A 16,896-nucleotide genomic window follows, 5' to 3' on the forward strand; every position below is an offset into this window, starting at 1 on the left:
TGTAGGCCTTGAAAGTGGGACAACCCCCACTTTCGGGATTCCATACTTATTATTAAAATATACAAATACTTAAGGAGGCTTTTCAAATGGGAAAAGAGAAATTTGACCGTTCGAAACCACATGCTAATATTGGTACAATTGGACACGTTGACCATGGTAAAACAACTTTAACAGCTGCTATCACTTCTGTACTTGCTAAAAGAAGCGGTAAAGGTGTAGCAATGGGCTATGACCAAATCGATGGTGCGCCTGAAGAGCGTGAGCGTGGAATTACAATTTCTACTTCACACGTTGAATATGAAACTGACAACCGTCACTATGCACACGTTGACTGCCCAGGACACGCAGACTACGTTAAGAACATGATCACTGGTGCTGCACAAATGGACGGCGGAATCCTAGTTGTTTCTGCTGCTGACGGCCCAATGCCACAAACTCGTGAGCATATCCTTCTTTCTCGTCAAGTAGGTGTTCCTTACCTAGTTGTATTCATGAACAAATGTGACATGGTAGACGACGAAGAATTATTAGAATTAGTAGAAATGGAAGTTCGTGACCTTCTTTCTGAATACGAATTCCCTGGTGATGATATTCCAGTAATCAAAGGTTCTGCTCTTAAAGCTCTAGAAGGCGAAGCTGAGTGGGAAGAAAAAATTATCGAATTAATGGCTGCTGTTGATGAGTACGTACCAAATCCACAACGTGATACTGAAAAGCCATTCATGATGCCAGTTGAGGATGTATTCTCAATCACTGGTCGTGGAACTGTTGCTACAGGACGTGTTGAGCGTGGACAAGTTAAAGTTGGTGAAGTAGTAGAAATCATCGGTTTAACTGAAGAGCCAAAATCAACTACTGTAACAGGTGTTGAAATGTTCCGTAAGCTTCTTGACTTTGCTGAAGCTGGTGACAACATCGGTGCACTACTTCGTGGTGTTTCTCGTGAAGAGATCCAACGTGGACAAGTACTTGCTAAGCCAGGTACAATTAAGCCACACACAAAGTTCAAAGCTGAAGTATATGTATTATCAAAAGAAGAAGGTGGACGTCATACTCCATTCTTCTCAAACTACCGCCCACAGTTCTACTTCCGTACAACTGATGTAACTGGAATTTGTAACCTTCCAGAAGGCGTAGAAATGGTTATGCCTGGTGACAACATCGAAATGACTGTTGAACTAATCGCTCCAGTTGCGATCGAAGAAGGAACTAAGTTCTCTATTCGTGAAGGTGGACGTACAGTAGGCGCAGGCGTTGTAGCTTCTATCCAAGAGTAATAATATAAGTTACGATAAAAAACAGGCGGTTTGTCCGCCTGTTTTTTTATACTTATATAGAAAGAAATATATATTATTGAAAACAAATTAGTTTCCAGAATCTAACGATAAGATTAATAGATAAGGGTGTTGAATTGTTTGTTGTAGGTGTGTATAATTTAAAAAGTGCGAAGGACATGCATAATAATTAAAAATATGTTGCATTTCGTATTTGTTTTTTATATAATAGACAATGTTGGTCTTTGACTGCGATGATGTGGAAGGTTGCTGATACACCCGGCCGCTTTGCCATGGCGAGTGTAAGGAAATTTCCACGGAGAAGGTCTATTTAAAAAGTAGGCGAAAAAAGGAGGGAAAATAATGGCAAAACAAAAAATTCGTATTCGTTTAAAAGCATATGATCATAGAATTCTTGATCAATCTGCAGAAAAAATCGTAGAGACAGCAAAACGATCTGGTGCAGCCGTTTCTGGACCGATTCCACTTCCAACTGAGAAGTCTGTATATACGATTCTTCGTGCTGTTCACAAGTACAAAGATTCTCGTGAACAATTCGAAATGCGTACACATAAACGCTTAATCGACATCGTTAACCCAACACCACAAACTGTTGATTCTTTAATGCGTTTAGATCTACCATCTGGTGTTGACATTGAAATCAAACTTTAATATTAAAATGAAATAAATTGTAAATATATTAGGAGGTGTGACTAATGACCAAAGGAATCTTAGGAAGAAAAATTGGTATGACTCAAGTATTCGTAGGTAACGGTGAACTTGTTCCTGTAACTGTAATCGAGGCTGCTCCAAACGTAGTTCTTCAAAAGAAATCAGCTGAGACTGATGGCTACGAAGCAGTACAAATCGGTTTTGAAGATAAAAGAGAAAAGCTTTCAAACAAACCTGAAAAGGGTCATGCATCAAAAGCAAATACTGCACCTAAGCGCTTCGTTCGCGAATTACGCGGAGTTAACTTAGATGAGTATGAAGTTGGTCAGGAAGTCAAAGTAGATATCTTCGCTGAAGGAGATATTGTAGATGTAACAGGAAAATCAAAAGGTAAAGGATTCCAGGGTGCAATTAAGCGCCACGGACAATCTCGCGGACCTATGAGTCACGGTTCTCGTTATCACCGTCGTCCTGGTTCAATGGGACCTGTAGCTCCAAACCGTGTATTCAAAAACAAACTACTACCTGGTCGTATGGGTGGAGACCGTATTACAGTACAGAACTTAGAAATCGTGAAAGTAGATACAGAACGTAATCTTCTTCTAGTAAAAGGTAATGTACCTGGTGCGAGAAAATCATTAATTACAGTAAAGAGTGCTGTAAAAGTAAAATAATTGCTAGGAAAGGAGGACATTTGAATGCCTAAAGTATCATTGTATAACCAAACTGGTTCAGCTGTTGGGGAAATCGAGTTAAACGATTCCGTATTCGGTATTGAGCCAAACAAACAAGTTTTATTCGACGCATTAATTATGCAAAGAGCTTCCTTACGTCAAGGGACTCATAAAACTAAAATTCGTTCTGAAGTAGCTGGCGGAGGACGTAAACCATGGCGTCAAAAGGGTACTGGTCGTGCTCGTCAAGGTTCAATCAGATCACCACAATGGCGTGGCGGTGGAACAGTATTTGGTCCAACCCCAAGAAGCTATAGCTATAAATTACCTAAAAAAGTACGCCGTTTAGCAATCAAATCTGCATTATCTACTAAGGTATTAGAGGAAAACATTCTAGTATTAGAAAATCTAGTATTAGATACTCCTAAAACAAAAGAAATGGTTGCGGTACTGAAAGGATTAAACGTTGAACGCAAAGCGTTAATCGTAACTGCTGACAATAATGAAGCAGTAGAACTTTCAGCTCGTAATATTCCTGGAGTAACAGTTGTTGCTGCTGATGGAGTAAGTGTTCTTGATGTTCTTAACCATGATAAGCTTGTGATTACTAAAGCTGCGGTGGAAAAAGTAGAGGAGGTGCTCGCATAATGAAAGATCCTCGTGATATTATTAAGAGCCCTGTTATTACTGAACGTTCATCAGACTTAATGGCTGAAAAGAAATACACATTTGATGTTGATGTAAAATCTAATAAAACCGAAGTAAAGGATGCTATTGAGCAAATCTTCGGAGTGAAGGTTGAAAAAGTTAACATCATGAACTACAAAGGTAAGTTCAAGCGTGTAGGACGTTACAGTGGATATACAAATCGTCGCAGAAAAGCAATCGTTAAATTAACTGCTGATAGCAAAGAAATCGAATTCTTTGAAGTTTAATTTTATAGAGAAGGAGGGAAATAGAGATGGCGATTAAAAAATATAAACCAACCTCTAACGGTCGTCGTAATATGACATCACTAGATTTTGCTGAAATTACTACTGACAGACCAGAGAAATCATTACTTGCCCCTTTACACAGAAAAGGCGGTCGTAATAACCAAGGTAAAATAACAGTACGTCATCAAGCTGGCGGTCATAAGCGTCAATACCGTGTTATTGACTTTAAGCGTGATAAAGATGGTATACCAGGACGCGTTGCTACAATCGAGTACGATCCAAACCGTTCAGCAAATATTGCATTAATCAACTATGCAGATGGAGAAAAACGTTACATTTTAGCTCCTAAGAACCTACAAGTAGGCACTGAGGTATTTTCAGGACCTGAAGCTGATATTAAAGTGGGTAACGCACTTCCATTAGTTAATATTCCAGTGGGTACAGTAATTCACAACATTGAATTAAAACCTGGAAAAGGCGGACAATTAGTTCGTTCTGCTGGTACTTCTGCACAAGTGCTAGGTAAAGAAGGTAAATACGTACTAGTACGTTTAAATTCTGGTGAAGTTCGCATGATTCTTGCTACTTGCCGCGCTACTGTCGGTCAAGTAGGAAACGAGCAACATGAGCTAGTTAATATTGGTAAAGCAGGTCGTTCTCGTTGGTTAGGTAAACGCCCAACTGTACGTGGATCTGTAATGAACCCTAATGATCACCCACACGGTGGTGGTGAAGGTAAAGCACCAATCGGACGTAAGTCTCCAATGACTCCTTGGGGTAAACCAACTCTTGGATTCAAAACTCGTAAGAAGAAAAACAAATCAGATAAATTCATCGTACGTCGTCGTAAAAAATAACGGGATTGTGCTACGGTTCATCGGAACCGTAGGTCAATCACGAAGGGAGGTTCACTTATGGGACGCAGTTTAAAAAAAGGACCTTTTGTAGATGACCATTTAATGAAAAAGGTTGAAGATCTAAACGGAACTGAAAAGAAGCAAGTTATTAAAACTTGGTCACGTCGTTCTACGATTTTCCCTCAATTCATCGGTCACACAATCGCGGTATATGATGGTCGTAAACATGTACCAGTCTACGTTACTGAAGATATGGTAGGTCACAAACTTGGTGAATTCGCACCAACTCGTACTTATAAAGGCCACGCAAGTGATGATAAGAAAACAAGACGTTAATGAGAGGAGGATTATCTATGCAAGCTAAAGCTGTTGCGAGAACAGTTCGTATTGCTCCTCGTAAAGTTCGATTAGTAGCAGATTTAATTCGAGGCAAGCAAGTAGGTGAAGCAATCGCAATCCTACGCCATACACCAAAGGCTGCTTCTCCTGTTGTAGAAAAGGTATTAAATTCTGCGATTGCGAATGCAGAGCATAACTACGAAATGGACGCTAATAATCTAGTTATTACTGAAGCATATGTAAACGAAGGTCCAACATTAAAAAGATTCCGTCCAAGAGCTATGGGACGTGCAAGCCAAATCAACAAGCGCACTAGCCACATTACTATCGTGGTATCAGAAAAGAAGGAGGGATAAGTAGTGGGTCAAAAAGTTAATCCAGTCGGTCTGCGTGTTGGTATTATCAAAGATTGGGAATCAAAATGGTACGCAGGAAAAGACTATGCAGATTTATTACACGAAGACATTAAAGTTCGCGAATATATCACAAAACGTTTAAGTGATGCTTCTGTGTCTAAAATTGAGATTGAACGTGCGGCTAATCGTATTAACGTTACTGTCCATACTGCTAAGCCAGGTATGGTAATTGGTAAAGGTGGTACAGAAGTTGAAGCACTTCGTAAAGCTTTAAATCAATTAACGGGCAAAAGAGTACACATTAACATTCTTGAAATTAAAAGAGCAGATATCGATGCTACACTGGTGGCAGAAAACATTGCTCGTCAATTAGAAAATCGTGTATCTTTCCGTCGTGCACAAAAACAAGCTATCCAACGTGCTATGCGTGCTGGTGCAAAAGGTATCAAAACCCAAACATCTGGTCGTTTAGGCGGAGCTGATATCGCTCGTGCAGAACACTACAGTGAAGGAACAGTTCCACTTCATACACTTCGTGCGGATATCGATTACGGTACTGCTGAAGCAGACACAACTTATGGAAAAATCGGCGTGAAAGTATGGATCTATCGTGGAGAAGTCCTTCCTACGAAGAAGAAAACTGAGGAAGGAGGAAAATAATATGTTATTACCAAAACGTGTGAAATACCGCAGAGAACACCGTGGAAAAATGCGTGGTCAAGCAAAAGGTGGTACTGAAGTACACTTCGGTGAGTACGGTTTACAAGCTCAAGAAGCTTCTTGGATTACAAACCGTCAAATCGAGTCTGCTCGTATTGCTATGACTCGTTACATGAAACGTGGCGGTAAAGTTTGGATTAAAATTTTCCCATCTAAGCCATATACAGCAAAGCCTCTAGAGGTACGTATGGGTTCCGGTAAAGGTGCTCCTGAAGGATGGGTAGCTGTTGTAAAACCTGGTAAAGTTATGTTTGAAATTGCTGGTGTGTCTGAGGAAATCGCTCGTGAAGCTCTACGCCTAGCATCTCATAAGTTACCTGTTAAGACTAAGTTCGTAAAACGTGAAGAAATTGGTGGTGAATCAAATGAAAGCTAATGAAATCCGTGACCTTACCACTGCCGAAATCGAACAAAAAGTAAAATCATTAAAAGAAGAGTTATTTAACCTTCGCTTTCAATTAGCTACTGGTCAACTTGAGAATACTGCTCGTATTCGTGAAGTTCGTAAATCAATCGCTCGTATGAAAACAGTAGTCCGCGAAAGAGAAATCGGTCGTAAATAATCGATAACCAGGAAGGAGGTCTACGATAGTGAGTGAACGCAATCAACGTAAGGTCTACACTGGACGTGTTGTTTCTGACAAAATGGATAAAACAGTCACTGTTCTTGTAGAAACCTATAAGAAACATTCTCTTTACGGTAAACGCGTAAAGTATTCAAAGAAATTTAAAGCACATGATGAAAACAATGTTGCTAAAACTGGCGACGTAGTTAAAATTATGGAAACACGCCCATTATCTGCTACAAAACGCTTCCGTCTAGTTGAAGTAGTAGAAAAAGCGGTTATTATCTAATTAAATTTTGTTCGGATCAATCAATAATCCGAAGGGAGGTTTCATGAATGATTCAACAAGAAACTCGTTTGAAAGTTGCTGACAATTCAGGAGCACGTGAAGTACTAACTATTAAAGTATTAGGTGGTTCTGGTCGTAAAACAGCAAATATTGGTGATGTTATCGTATGTACAGTAAAACAAGCAACACCTGGTGGCGTTGTTAAAAAAGGTGACGTTGTGAGAGCTGTTGTTGTACGTACTAAGCGTGGAGTTCGTCGTAATGATGGTACTTATATCCGCTTTGATGAAAATGCTTGCGTTATTATCCGTGATGACAAGAGTCCACGTGGAACTCGTATCTTCGGTCCTGTGGCACGTGAATTACGTGATAGTAACTTTATGAAAATTGTTTCATTAGCTCCAGAAGTATTATAATTCGAAATCGATGGCCTTTAAGGAGGTGCGAAATAGATGCATGTAAAAAAGGGTGACAAGGTACAAGTTATCTCAGGGAAAGATAAAGGTAAACAAGGTGTGATCCTAGAAAGCTTCCCTAAGAAAGACCGTGTTCTTGTAGAAGGCGTTAATATTGTAAAAAAACACTCAAAACCGTCTCAAGCGAATCCACAAGGTGGTATTATTAGCCAAGAGGCACCTATTCATGTATCAAATGTTATGCCATTAGATCCTAAGTCTGGTACACCAACACGTGTTGGATACAAAGACGTTGATGGCAAAAAGGTACGTGTAGCAAAAAAATCTGGTGAATTATTAGATAAATAGTAAACAAAGAAAGGAGGTACTTACATGAGCCGCCTAAAAGAAAAGTTCCAAAAAGAAATTACACCTGCTCTAATGAGCAAGTTTAACTATAAGTCTGTTATGCAGGTTCCTAAAGTAGATAAAATCGTTATCAACATGGGTGTTGGTGACGCAGTTCAAAACTCTAAAGTATTAGATAACGCAGTGGAGGAATTAGCTGCTCTTAGTGGTCAAAAACCGGTTGTAACAAGAGCTAAGAACTCTATCGCTGGATTCCGTCTTCGTGAAGGAATGCCGATCGGTGCAAAAGTTACATTACGCGGTGAGCGTATGTATGAATTCTTGGATAAACTTGTTTCTATCTCACTACCACGTGTACGTGACTTCCGTGGTGTATCAAAGAAATCTTTTGATGGCCGTGGTAACTACACACTAGGTGTTAAAGAACAATTAATTTTCCCTGAAATTGATTACGATAAAGTAAGTAAAGTTCGTGGTATGGATATCGTTATCGTAACTACTGCAAATACTGACGAAGAAGCTCGTGAGTTATTAACAGCATTCGGTATGCCGTTCCAAAAGTAAAGGAGGCGAAAACGTGGCTAAAAAATCAATGATTGCGAAACAAAAACGCACACAAAAATTTAAAGTACAAGAGTACACACGTTGCGAACGTTGCGGCCGTCCACACTCTGTATTACGTAAATTTAAATTATGCCGTATTTGTTTCCGTGAACTAGCTTATAAGGGTCAAATTCCTGGTGTAAAAAAAGCAAGTTGGTAAACCCCGAATTGGGAAGGAGGTAAAAATACTATGGTGATGACAGATCCAATTGCAGATATGCTTACTCGCATCCGTAATGCGAACATGGTACGTCATGAGAAACTTGAAATCCCTGCGTCTAAGATTAAGAGGGAAATCGCAGAAATTTTAAAGCGCGAAGGTTTCGTTCGTGACGTTGAATATATTGAAGATGACAAACAAGGTATCATCCGTATCTTCTTAAAATACGGTTCAAACAACGAGCGTGTTATTACTGGTCTAAAACGTATTAGTAAGCCAGGTTTACGCGTTTACGCAAAATCTAACGAAGTACCACGTGTGTTAAACGGTTTAGGAATCGCGATCGTTTCAACTTCACAAGGTGTGTTAACTGATAAAGAAGCTCGTCAAAAACAAGCTGGTGGAGAAGTATTAGCTTACGTTTGGTAATAGCTTGATAAGAATGGAGGTGTAGTACATGTCACGTATTGGTAAGAAACCAATTGAAATCCCAACTGGTGTTACTGTATCTTTCAATGGTAATACTGTTACTGTAAAAGGACCAAAAGGCGAGTTAACTCGTACTTTCCATCCTGATATGCAAATCAATGTTGAAGAGAACGTAATTAGCGTTGCTCGCCCAACTGACAATAAAGAACACCGTGCTCTTCACGGTACAACACGTAGCCTTTTAGGCAACATGGTTGAAGGTGTATCCAAAGGTTTCGAAAGAGGCTTAGAGTTAATCGGGGTCGGATACCGTGCTCAAAAAGCTGGTAATAAACTTGTATTAAACGTTGGATATTCTCATCCAGTAGAAATCGTTCCAGAAACAGGCGTAGAAATCGATGTACCATCTAACACTAAAGTTATTGTTAAAGGTATCGATAAAGAGCGTGTTGGAGCATTAGCTGCTAATATTCGTGGTGTACGTCCGCCTGAGCCTTATAAAGGAAAAGGTATTCGCTACGAAGGTGAATTTGTTCGTCGTAAAGAAGGTAAAACTGCGAAGTAAGCCTTTTTAGGTAAAAGAAAGGAGAGACGTAAATGATTACGAAAAAGGATAAAAATGCAGTTCGTAGAAAAAGACATGCTCGTGTTCGTTCTCGTGTTTCAGGAACTGCTACTCGTCCTCGCTTAAATGTGTTCCGTTCAAACAAGCACATTTACGCTCAATTAATTGACGATGTTAATTCAGTAACAATCGCAAGTGCTTCTACATTAGACAAAGAACTTTCAGTTGAAGGTGCTGGTAACGTAGATGCTGCAATCAAAGTAGGCGAATTAGTTGCTAAGCGTGGTATTGAAAAAGGAATCAAAGAGGTTGTTTTCGACCGCGGGGGTTACTTATACCATGGACGTGTTAAGGCACTAGCAGAAGCTGCACGTGAAGCTGGATTACAATTTTAATAAAAAAGGAGGGACATTATAGATGCGTCGCATTGATCCAAATAAATTAGAACTTGAAGAACGCGTAGTTACCGTTAACCGTGTAGCTAAGGTTGTAAAAGGTGGACGTCGTTTCCGCTTTGCAGCACTAGTTGTTGTTGGTGATAAGAACGGTCATGTTGGTTTCGGAACTGGTAAAGCACAAGAAGTTCCAGATGCAATTCGTAAAGCAATTGAAGATGCTAAAAAGAATCTTATTTCTGTACCGAGGGTTGGAACAACAATTCCTCACCAAGTAATCGGACAATTTGGAGCAGGAGAAGTATTACTAAAACCTGCATCTGAAGGTACTGGAGTTATTGCTGGTGGACCAGTTCGTGCGGTATTAGAACTTGCTGGTATCGGTGATATCCTTTCTAAATCATTAGGAACAAATACTCCGATTAACATGATCCATGCTACATTAGAAGGATTAAGTCAATTAAAGCGTGCTGAAGAAGTAGCTAAGTTACGTGGTAAATCAGTAGAAGAACTGTTAGGATAGGAGGGAAAATATTATGTCAAAGAAATTAGAAATCACCCTCACTCGCAGTGTCATCGGACGCCCTGAAGACCAAAAAGTAACTGTTCGTACTCTTGGATTGAAAAAATTACATCAAACTGTTGTTCATGATGATAATGCTGCGATTCGCGGTATGATTAATAAAGTTGCTCACCTAGTTACGGTTAAAGAACAATAATTGAATTTTTTTCTGAAATAAGGAGGTGCCCAAATGAAACTTCATGAATTACAACCGGCTGAAGGATCCCGTAAAACACGTAACCGTGTAGGACGTGGAACAGGTTCAGGTAATGGTAAAACATCTGGTAAAGGTCATAAAGGTCAAAAAGCGCGTTCAGGTGGCGGAGTACGCCCTGGATTCGAGGGTGGTCAAACACCTTTATTCCAACGCCTACCAAAACGTGGTTTTACAAATATCAATCGCAAAGACTTTGCAATTGTTAACCTTGAAACACTAAATCGTTTTGAAGACGGAACAGAAGTAACACCTGAACTATTAATCGAAACTGGTGTTGTAAGTAAACTGAATGCTGGAGTTAAGGTTCTTGGAAAAGGTACACTTGATAAAAAGCTAACAGTTAGAGCTCACAAATTCTCCTCTACTGCTCAACAAGCGATTGAAGCTGCTGGCGGAACTACTGAGGTGATTTAATGTTTCAGACAATCTCCAATTTTATGCGCGTTGGTGATATAAGAAACAAAATTATATTCACCTTACTAATGTTAGTAGTATTTCGAATTGGCACCTTTATTCCAGTACCAGGTGTAAATGCTGACGTTTTAAAAGCTACTGATAGCAATACAGCGTTCGGCCTATTAAATACATTTGGTGGTGGAGCACTGTTTAACTTCTCTATTCTTGCGATGGGAATTATGCCTTACATTACAGCATCAATTATCATTCAATTGTTGCAAATGGATGTTGTTCCAAAGTTTACTGAATGGTCCAAGCAAGGAGAAGTTGGACGGCGCAAATTAGCTCAATTTACTCGCTATGGGACAATAGTGCTTGGATTTATCCAGGCATTAGGGATGTCTTACGGCTTTAACAATATGTCAAATGGCATGTTAATTGTTAATCCTAGCATTCCTACCTACCTTTTAATAGCTGTTGTATTAACCGCAGGAACTGCATTTTTAATGTGGTTGGGTGAACAAATAACAGCAAAAGGTGTAGGAAATGGAATTTCAATTATCATCTTTGCTGGTATTGTTGCTGCGATTCCTACAGCTATAAATCAATATTATATACAACAGTTTGAAGATGCTGGAGATCAATTGTTCTTAAGTATCGTTACGGCTGTTCTACTACTAATTGCTATTGTAGCTGTTGTCGTAGGTGTAATATTTGTACAACAAGCGTTACGTAAAATTCCAATTCAATATGCAAAGCGATCAGCTGCTAATAGCCCGGTTGGGGGACAATCCACACATCTACCTTTAAAAGTAAATGCTGCGGGTGTTATCCCAGTAATCTTTGCAGTTTCCTTCATTATCACACCACCAACGATTGCATCGTTCTTCGGTCCAAATGAAGTAACTGATTGGATTCAAACCTACTTTGATTATACTCGACCTGTTGGGATGATCATTTATATCGCGCTAATTATTGCGTTCACATATTTCTACACATTTGTTCAAGTTAATCCTGAACAAATGGCGGATAATTTGAAGAAGCAAGGCGGCTACATTCCAGGGATTCGTCCAGGAAGAAATACGCAAGAATATGTAACAAAGATTCTGTATCGTTTAACTTTTGTTGGTTCTATTTTCTTAGCAGTGATTTCTGTTCTTCCTGTATTCTTTATAAATTTCGCGAATTTACCTGAATCCTTACAAATTGGTGGAACTAGTTTGCTAATCGTTGTCGGTGTTGCACTTGAGACAATGAAGCAGCTCGAAAGTCAGCTTGTAAAACGACATTATAAAGGATTTATTAAATAAGGTTCTGGGAAGACGATTTCCCAGTACCTCTAGTTAAGAGGCTGAGGGGGCAAATCAATTGAACTTAGTATTAATGGGGCTACCGGGTGCAGGTAAAGGCACTCAAGCCGAAAAGATTGTAGAAAAGTACAATATCCCTCATATCTCTACAGGAGATATGTTCCGTGCTGCAATTAAAGATGGAACAGAACTGGGGCTTCAAGCGAAATCCTTTATGGATAAAGGTGAACTTGTCCCGGATGAAGTTACGATCGGAATTGTCCGCGAACGATTAAGCAAGGAAGATTGTCACCAAGGATTTTTACTTGATGGTTTTCCGCGTACCGTTCCACAAGCAGATGCACTTGAGGCAATCCTTACTGACCTCGACAAAAAGATCGACTATGTAATCAACATTGAGGTTGATTCTGAAATCTTACTTGAAAGATTAACAGGTCGTCGTATATGTAAGGACTGTGGTTCTACTTACCATCTTGTATTTAACCCACCTAATCAGGAGGGAACGTGCGACAAGTGCGGTGGAGAACTATATCAACGTGCTGATGACAATGCGGAGACTGTCGGAACGCGTCTACAAGTAAATATCGAACAATCTAAACCACTTCTTGACTTTTATCAAGAAAAGGGATATCTTCGCAATATCGATGGACAACAAGAAATAAACAAAGTTTTTGGTGATGTAGAGGAGCTCCTTGGGGGATTAAAGTAAATGATTATTTGCAAGTCGCCAAGAGAGATTGAAATCATGCGCGAGGCTGGCAAGATCGTTGCATTAACACACCAAGAATTGCAAAAATATATTACTCCAGGGATTTCAACGAAAGAACTGGATACAATTGCTGAAAAGATAATTCGTGGATATGATGCAATTCCTTCTTTTAAAGGTTATAATGGGTTTCGCGGTAGCATCTGTACTTCTGTTAATGAAGAGCTCGTACATGGTATTCCTGGTGAACGTGTACTACAAGATGGAGATATTATTAGTATCGATATTGGTGCGCAGTATGAAGGTTATCATGGTGACTCTGCTTGGACTTATCCAGTAGGAACGATATCATCGCAAAATCAAGATCTTCTTAAAGTAACAGAAGAATCTCTTTTTAGAGGGTTAGAAGAGGCAAAACCTGGTGAGCGTCTTTCTAATATATCTCATGCAATTCAAGTTTATGTCGAATCCAATAATTTTTCGATTGTTCGAGAATATGTTGGTCACGGTGTTGGCAAAGAGTTACATGAGGATCCACAAATTCCACATTATGGTCCGCCTAATAAGGGACCTCGTTTAAAACCAGGAATGGTACTTGCCGTTGAACCGATGGTAAATGCAGGTAGTCGATACGTGAAGACGTTAGCAGATAACTGGACTGTTGTAACAGTCGATGGCAAAACGTGTGCGCATTTTGAACATACGATTGCTATTACAGAAACAGGGTATGAGATCTTAACAAAATTGTAAGGCACAAACCCTATTCATTAGAATAACATTCATCTAATTTTTGATTACGTATCTCCGGAAGTTCAGAGCAGTATTAAAGAAACTGGTCGATGGCAAACGTAGAGGTTATTTGTGTGTATCGAAGTTTGTCAATGAGCAAGTTACTGATTTGAAGAAGGGAGAACATTCCAAATGGCGAAAGACGATGTAATTGAAGTTGAAGGTACTGTTGCTGAAACATTACCTAATGCAATGTTTAAAGTTGAATTAGAGAATGGTCATACTGTTTTGGCCCATGTTTCTGGTAAAATTCGCATGCACTTTATTCGTATTTTACCTGGAGACAAAGTTACGGTTGAATTATCGCCTTATGACTTGACTCGCGGTAGGATTACGTACCGTTTTAAATAAATGCGCTCCGTACTATCAAGGAGGTTTGAAAAATGAAAGTGAGACCATCAGTTAAACCTATCTGCGAAAAGTGTAAAGTTATTCGTAGAAAAGGTAAAGTAATGGTAATTTGTGAAAACCCAAAACATAAACAAAAACAAGGCTAATAAATAAGGAGGTGTACGTCTAAATGGCACGTATTGCTGGTGTAGATATTCCACGTGAAAAACGTGTAGTTATATCTTTAACATATATTTTTGGAATCGGACGTCCAACTGCACAAAAAATCCTAGCAGAAGCTGGTGTTTCTGAAGATACACGTGTTCGTGATCTTACAGAAGAAGAGTTAAACAAAATCCGTGATATTATTGACCGTTATAAAGTTGAAGGTGACCTTCGTCGTGAAGTTTCTCTTAACATTAAACGTCTAATCGAAATCGGTTCTTACCGCGGTCTACGTCATCGTCGTGGATTACCTGTAAGAGGTCAAAATACTAAAAACAATGCTCGTACACGTAAAGGACCTCGTCGTACTGTAGCTAACAAGAAGAAATAGTAAGGGAGGTAAAGAATAAATGGCACGTAAAACGAATACTCGTAAACGTCGTGTAAAAAAGAATATTGAAACTGGTGTGGCTCACATCCGTTCAACATTCAATAATACGATTGTAACAATTACAGATTCACACGGAAATGCAATTTCTTGGTCAAGTGCTGGTGCACTTGGTTTCAGAGGATCACGTAAATCTACTCCATTCGCTGCTCAAATGGCTGCTGAAACAGCTGCTAAAGCTTCAATGGAACATGGTATGAGAACTCTTGAAGTAACTGTAAAAGGCCCTGGTGCAGGACGTGAAGCTGCAATCCGTGCTCTTCAGGCTGCTGGTCTAGAAGTTACAGCTATTAAAGATGTTACTCCAGTACCACATAACGGATGCCGCCCACCAAAACGTCGTCGTGTGTAACATACGTACAAAATTAATAGAACGTATTTGAATTTTTTCTGTATAGAATATTTTATCCATGGCTATAATGGATTAATGGGTTTTGTTAAACTTTTTTACTTATGTAAGAAAGTTTCAATGCTTTCTTATCTTATAAGTGTAACAAAGGCGTGAGCGAGAATTGCTTGCGAATCGTCATGTTTTCTTTATAAGTTCATTACAGAATAATCGAGTTGTTGTGCACAGATAGGGAACTTAACTTTTGGGAATTTCGGTTAGACGTACCTGATCATGGTCTAGCCGAGGTTTCGACGTTTTGAAGGAGGGTTTATAAATGATCGAAATTGAAAAACCAAAAATCGAAACGGTTGAAATCAGCGAAGATACCAAATACGGTAAATTCGTCGTCGAGCCACTTGAGCGTGGATATGGAACTACTTTGGGTAACTCCTTACGTCGTATCCTATTATCTTCTCTCCCTGGTGCCGCTGTAACGTCTATCCAAATAGATGGGGTACTGCATGAGTTCTCAACAATCGAAGGCGTCGTCGAAGATGTAACATCTATTATCTTAAATGTGAAGAAACTAGCTCTTAAAATCTACTCTGATGAAGAGAAGACACTTGAGATTGATGTTCAAGGTGAAGGACCGGTGAAGGCTTCTGATATCACTCATGATAGTGATGTTGAAATCCTTAATCCAGATCTACACATTGCAACTCTTGCTAAGGACGCACATTTTCGTGTGAGATTAACAGCAAAGCGCGGACGAGGATATACTCCAGCTGATGCAAACAAGCGTGATGATCGACCAATCGGTGTTATTCCGATTGACTCTATCTACACTCCTGTTGCGCGTGTTAACTACCAAGTTGAAAATACGCGTGTCGGGCAGGTCGCGAACTTTGACAAACTGACTTTTGATGTATGGACAGACGGCAGTACTGGTCCGAAAGAAGCGATTGCACTAGGTGCGAAAATCCTTAACGAACATTTAAATATTTTCGTAGGATTAACAGATGAAGCTCAAAATGCAGAAATTATGGTTGAAAAGGAAGAGGATCAAAAAGAGAAAGTCCTCGAGATGACAATTGAAGAATTGGATCTCTCTGTTCGTTCATATAACTGTCTAAAGAGAGCTGGAATCAACACAGTTCAAGAGCTAGCTCATAAAACTGAAGAAGATATGATGAAGGTACGAAACCTTGGTCGTAAATCTTTAGAAGAAGTTAAGGCTAAACTAGAAGAACTTGGTTTAGGCTTACGTAAAGATGACTGACTCAATTTGAATTATGCGAACTAGAGGCATCTTTCACAACACGATAAGTCATACTTGTTACAAGAGCCTAGTTATCTAATGCTTTGTCTTTCATAATAATTCAACAAAGGAGGGAATACCTCATGTCATACCAAAAATTAGGACGTACAAGCGCGCAACGTAAGGCGTTATTACGTGACCTTACTACTGATTTAATTATCAACGAGCGTATCGAAACAACTGAGGCTCGTGCGAAAGAATTAAAATCAGTTGTAGAAAAAATGATTACATTAGGTAAGCGTGGTGACTTACATGCTCGTCGTCTAGCTGCTGCATACATCCGTAATGAAGTAGCAAACGAGGAGACTGGTCAAGATGCGCTTCAAAAATTATTCAGTGACATCGCAACTCGCTATGAAGAGCGCCAAGGTGGATACACTCGTATCATGAAAATTGGACCTCGTCGTGGTGACGGTGCACCAATGGTTATCATTGAATTAGTATAAATTTATTCAGCCTCAGCTGAATAAATTTATAGCCTCCGGCGGATGCGACAGATTTTACAATGAAACTTTTCGAGCGAGCTCGAAAAAATCTGGGCACAAATACGCCAAGGCGCATTTGATTTTTATTCTTTTATTTTAAGGGCGGGACAGTTTTTAAAACTGGTCTAAGCCCTTTTTATTTTAAATTAATTATTTTTCCAAAAAGATAGAATTATCTAAAAATAATTATCCTACACTCCTCAATGATTACACACGATGTACAAAACTTCTCCAATAATAG

The 16,896-nt window shown here is 39.4% G+C and carries 31 protein-coding genes; all 31 read left to right on the plus strand.

Translation table 11 applies throughout. The annotated features are described in order from the left end of the window. Positions 1–86: 86 nt before the first annotated feature. Positions 87–1,277, plus strand: a complete 1,191-nt coding sequence (gene tuf / locus CZ490_RS18245; protein WP_077620214.1) for an elongation factor Tu — start codon at positions 87–89, stop codon at positions 1,275–1,277. Positions 1,278–1,637: 360 nt separating this feature from the next. Beyond that, on the plus strand, positions 1,638–1,946 hold the full coding sequence (gene rpsJ, locus CZ490_RS18250; RefSeq protein ID WP_003354783.1) for a 30S ribosomal protein S10: 309 nt from the start codon (positions 1,638–1,640) through the stop codon (positions 1,944–1,946). A gap of 44 nt (positions 1,947–1,990) precedes the next feature. Continuing rightward, positions 1,991–2,620: a 50S ribosomal protein L3 gene (gene rplC / locus CZ490_RS18255; protein WP_077620215.1), complete on the plus strand. Its 630-nt coding sequence runs from the start codon at positions 1,991–1,993 to the stop codon at positions 2,618–2,620. Between the two features lie 24 nt (positions 2,621–2,644). Next, positions 2,645–3,268 carry a 50S ribosomal protein L4 gene (gene rplD / locus CZ490_RS18260; RefSeq protein WP_077620216.1) on the plus strand — a complete coding sequence of 208 codons (624 nt, stop codon included), beginning with the start codon at positions 2,645–2,647 and terminating at the stop codon, positions 3,266–3,268. Further along, positions 3,268–3,555 carry a 50S ribosomal protein L23 gene (rplW, locus tag CZ490_RS18265; protein WP_077620217.1) on the plus strand — a complete coding sequence of 96 codons (288 nt, stop codon included), beginning with the start codon at positions 3,268–3,270 and terminating at the stop codon, positions 3,553–3,555. The genes rplD and rplW overlap by 1 nt, the downstream gene beginning before the upstream one ends. 26 nt (positions 3,556–3,581) lie before the next feature. Continuing rightward, positions 3,582–4,412, plus strand: a complete 831-nt coding sequence (gene rplB / locus CZ490_RS18270; protein WP_077620218.1) for a 50S ribosomal protein L2 — start codon at positions 3,582–3,584, stop codon at positions 4,410–4,412. A 57-nt stretch (positions 4,413–4,469) separates the two neighbouring features. After that, on the plus strand, positions 4,470–4,748 hold the full coding sequence (gene rpsS / locus CZ490_RS18275; RefSeq protein ID WP_077620219.1) for a 30S ribosomal protein S19: 279 nt from the start codon (positions 4,470–4,472) through the stop codon (positions 4,746–4,748). 17 nt (positions 4,749–4,765) lie between these two features. Continuing rightward, complete coding sequence (gene rplV, locus CZ490_RS18280; protein WP_010285059.1) at positions 4,766–5,107, plus strand: 50S ribosomal protein L22; 342 nt, start codon at positions 4,766–4,768, stop codon at positions 5,105–5,107. 3 nt (positions 5,108–5,110) lie between these two features. Further along, entirely contained in the window at positions 5,111–5,767 is a 657-nt protein-coding gene (rpsC, locus tag CZ490_RS18285; protein ID WP_077620220.1) for a 30S ribosomal protein S3, read from the plus strand. A gap of 1 nt (position 5,768) precedes the next feature. Further along, positions 5,769–6,203, plus strand: a complete 435-nt coding sequence (rplP, locus tag CZ490_RS18290) for a 50S ribosomal protein L16 (protein WP_077620221.1) — start codon at positions 5,769–5,771, stop codon at positions 6,201–6,203. Continuing rightward, a complete protein-coding gene (gene rpmC, locus CZ490_RS18295) occupies positions 6,193–6,390 on the plus strand; it encodes a 50S ribosomal protein L29 (protein WP_010285065.1) in 198 nt (65 codons plus the stop codon). Before rplP ends, rpmC begins: the two co-directional genes overlap by 11 nt. 28 nt (positions 6,391–6,418) lie before the next feature. After that, on the plus strand, positions 6,419–6,682 hold the full coding sequence (gene rpsQ, locus CZ490_RS18300; RefSeq protein WP_077620222.1) for a 30S ribosomal protein S17: 264 nt from the start codon (positions 6,419–6,421) through the stop codon (positions 6,680–6,682). Between the two features lie 47 nt (positions 6,683–6,729). After that, a complete protein-coding gene (rplN, locus tag CZ490_RS18305) occupies positions 6,730–7,098 on the plus strand; it encodes a 50S ribosomal protein L14 (RefSeq protein ID WP_077620223.1) in 369 nt (122 codons plus the stop codon). 36 nt (positions 7,099–7,134) lie between these two features. Further along, a complete protein-coding gene (gene rplX / locus CZ490_RS18310; RefSeq protein ID WP_077620224.1) occupies positions 7,135–7,446 on the plus strand; it encodes a 50S ribosomal protein L24 in 312 nt (103 codons plus the stop codon). A gap of 24 nt (positions 7,447–7,470) precedes the next feature. After that, positions 7,471–8,010 (plus strand): 50S ribosomal protein L5, encoded by a 540-nt coding sequence (gene rplE, locus CZ490_RS18315; RefSeq protein WP_077620225.1) that lies wholly within the window; start codon positions 7,471–7,473, stop codon positions 8,008–8,010. A 13-nt stretch (positions 8,011–8,023) separates the two neighbouring features. Then, positions 8,024–8,209, plus strand: coding sequence for a 30S ribosomal protein S14 (gene rpsN, locus CZ490_RS18320; protein ID WP_010285078.1), 186 nt, complete (start codon positions 8,024–8,026; stop codon positions 8,207–8,209). Between the two features lie 30 nt (positions 8,210–8,239). Further along, positions 8,240–8,638, plus strand: coding sequence for a 30S ribosomal protein S8 (gene rpsH / locus CZ490_RS18325; RefSeq protein WP_077620226.1), 399 nt, complete (start codon positions 8,240–8,242; stop codon positions 8,636–8,638). Between the two features lie 28 nt (positions 8,639–8,666). Continuing rightward, complete coding sequence (gene rplF / locus CZ490_RS18330; protein ID WP_077620227.1) at positions 8,667–9,203, plus strand: 50S ribosomal protein L6; 537 nt, start codon at positions 8,667–8,669, stop codon at positions 9,201–9,203. Positions 9,204–9,235: 32 nt separating this feature from the next. Continuing rightward, positions 9,236–9,598 (plus strand): 50S ribosomal protein L18, encoded by a 363-nt coding sequence (rplR, locus tag CZ490_RS18335; protein ID WP_077620228.1) that lies wholly within the window; start codon positions 9,236–9,238, stop codon positions 9,596–9,598. A gap of 22 nt (positions 9,599–9,620) precedes the next feature. Further along, the gene (gene rpsE / locus CZ490_RS18340; protein ID WP_077620229.1) at positions 9,621–10,121 is read left to right on the plus strand and encodes a 30S ribosomal protein S5; all 501 of its coding nucleotides are present in this window, start codon (positions 9,621–9,623) and stop codon (positions 10,119–10,121) included. 13 nt (positions 10,122–10,134) lie between these two features. Further along, positions 10,135–10,317, plus strand: a complete 183-nt coding sequence (rpmD, locus tag CZ490_RS18345) for a 50S ribosomal protein L30 (RefSeq protein ID WP_077620230.1) — start codon at positions 10,135–10,137, stop codon at positions 10,315–10,317. A gap of 33 nt (positions 10,318–10,350) precedes the next feature. After that, complete coding sequence (rplO, locus tag CZ490_RS18350) at positions 10,351–10,791, plus strand: 50S ribosomal protein L15 (protein WP_077620231.1); 441 nt, start codon at positions 10,351–10,353, stop codon at positions 10,789–10,791. Continuing rightward, a complete protein-coding gene (secY, locus tag CZ490_RS18355) occupies positions 10,791–12,083 on the plus strand; it encodes a preprotein translocase subunit SecY (RefSeq protein ID WP_077620232.1) in 1,293 nt (430 codons plus the stop codon). The genes rplO and secY overlap by 1 nt, the downstream gene beginning before the upstream one ends. A 58-nt stretch (positions 12,084–12,141) precedes the next feature. Beyond that, on the plus strand, positions 12,142–12,792 hold the full coding sequence (locus tag CZ490_RS18360; protein ID WP_077620233.1) for an adenylate kinase: 651 nt from the start codon (positions 12,142–12,144) through the stop codon (positions 12,790–12,792). Then, positions 12,793–13,539 (plus strand): type I methionyl aminopeptidase, encoded by a 747-nt coding sequence (gene map, locus CZ490_RS18365; protein ID WP_077620234.1) that lies wholly within the window; start codon positions 12,793–12,795, stop codon positions 13,537–13,539. Positions 13,540–13,710: 171 nt separating this feature from the next. After that, positions 13,711–13,929, plus strand: coding sequence for a translation initiation factor IF-1 (gene infA, locus CZ490_RS18370; RefSeq protein WP_010285101.1), 219 nt, complete (start codon positions 13,711–13,713; stop codon positions 13,927–13,929). A 32-nt stretch (positions 13,930–13,961) separates the two neighbouring features. Continuing rightward, the gene (rpmJ, locus tag CZ490_RS18375; protein ID WP_003156543.1) at positions 13,962–14,075 is read left to right on the plus strand and encodes a 50S ribosomal protein L36; all 114 of its coding nucleotides are present in this window, start codon (positions 13,962–13,964) and stop codon (positions 14,073–14,075) included. Positions 14,076–14,098: 23 nt separating this feature from the next. Then, positions 14,099–14,464 (plus strand): 30S ribosomal protein S13, encoded by a 366-nt coding sequence (rpsM, locus tag CZ490_RS18380; protein WP_077620235.1) that lies wholly within the window; start codon positions 14,099–14,101, stop codon positions 14,462–14,464. A 19-nt stretch (positions 14,465–14,483) separates the two neighbouring features. After that, positions 14,484–14,873 (plus strand): 30S ribosomal protein S11, encoded by a 390-nt coding sequence (rpsK, locus tag CZ490_RS18385; protein ID WP_077620236.1) that lies wholly within the window; start codon positions 14,484–14,486, stop codon positions 14,871–14,873. A 313-nt stretch (positions 14,874–15,186) separates the two neighbouring features. Next, positions 15,187–16,131 carry a DNA-directed RNA polymerase subunit alpha gene (locus CZ490_RS18390; RefSeq protein WP_077620237.1) on the plus strand — a complete coding sequence of 315 codons (945 nt, stop codon included), beginning with the start codon at positions 15,187–15,189 and terminating at the stop codon, positions 16,129–16,131. 122 nt (positions 16,132–16,253) lie between these two features. Continuing rightward, positions 16,254–16,616 (plus strand): 50S ribosomal protein L17, encoded by a 363-nt coding sequence (rplQ, locus tag CZ490_RS18395; RefSeq protein ID WP_077620238.1) that lies wholly within the window; start codon positions 16,254–16,256, stop codon positions 16,614–16,616. Positions 16,617–16,896: the final 280 nt, after the last annotated feature.

It is taken from the genome of Litchfieldia sinesaloumensis (assembly GCF_900156865.1).
In the GTDB taxonomy this organism is placed as follows: Bacteria; Bacillota; Bacilli; order Bacillales; family Bacillaceae_L; genus Ferdinandcohnia; species Ferdinandcohnia sinesaloumensis.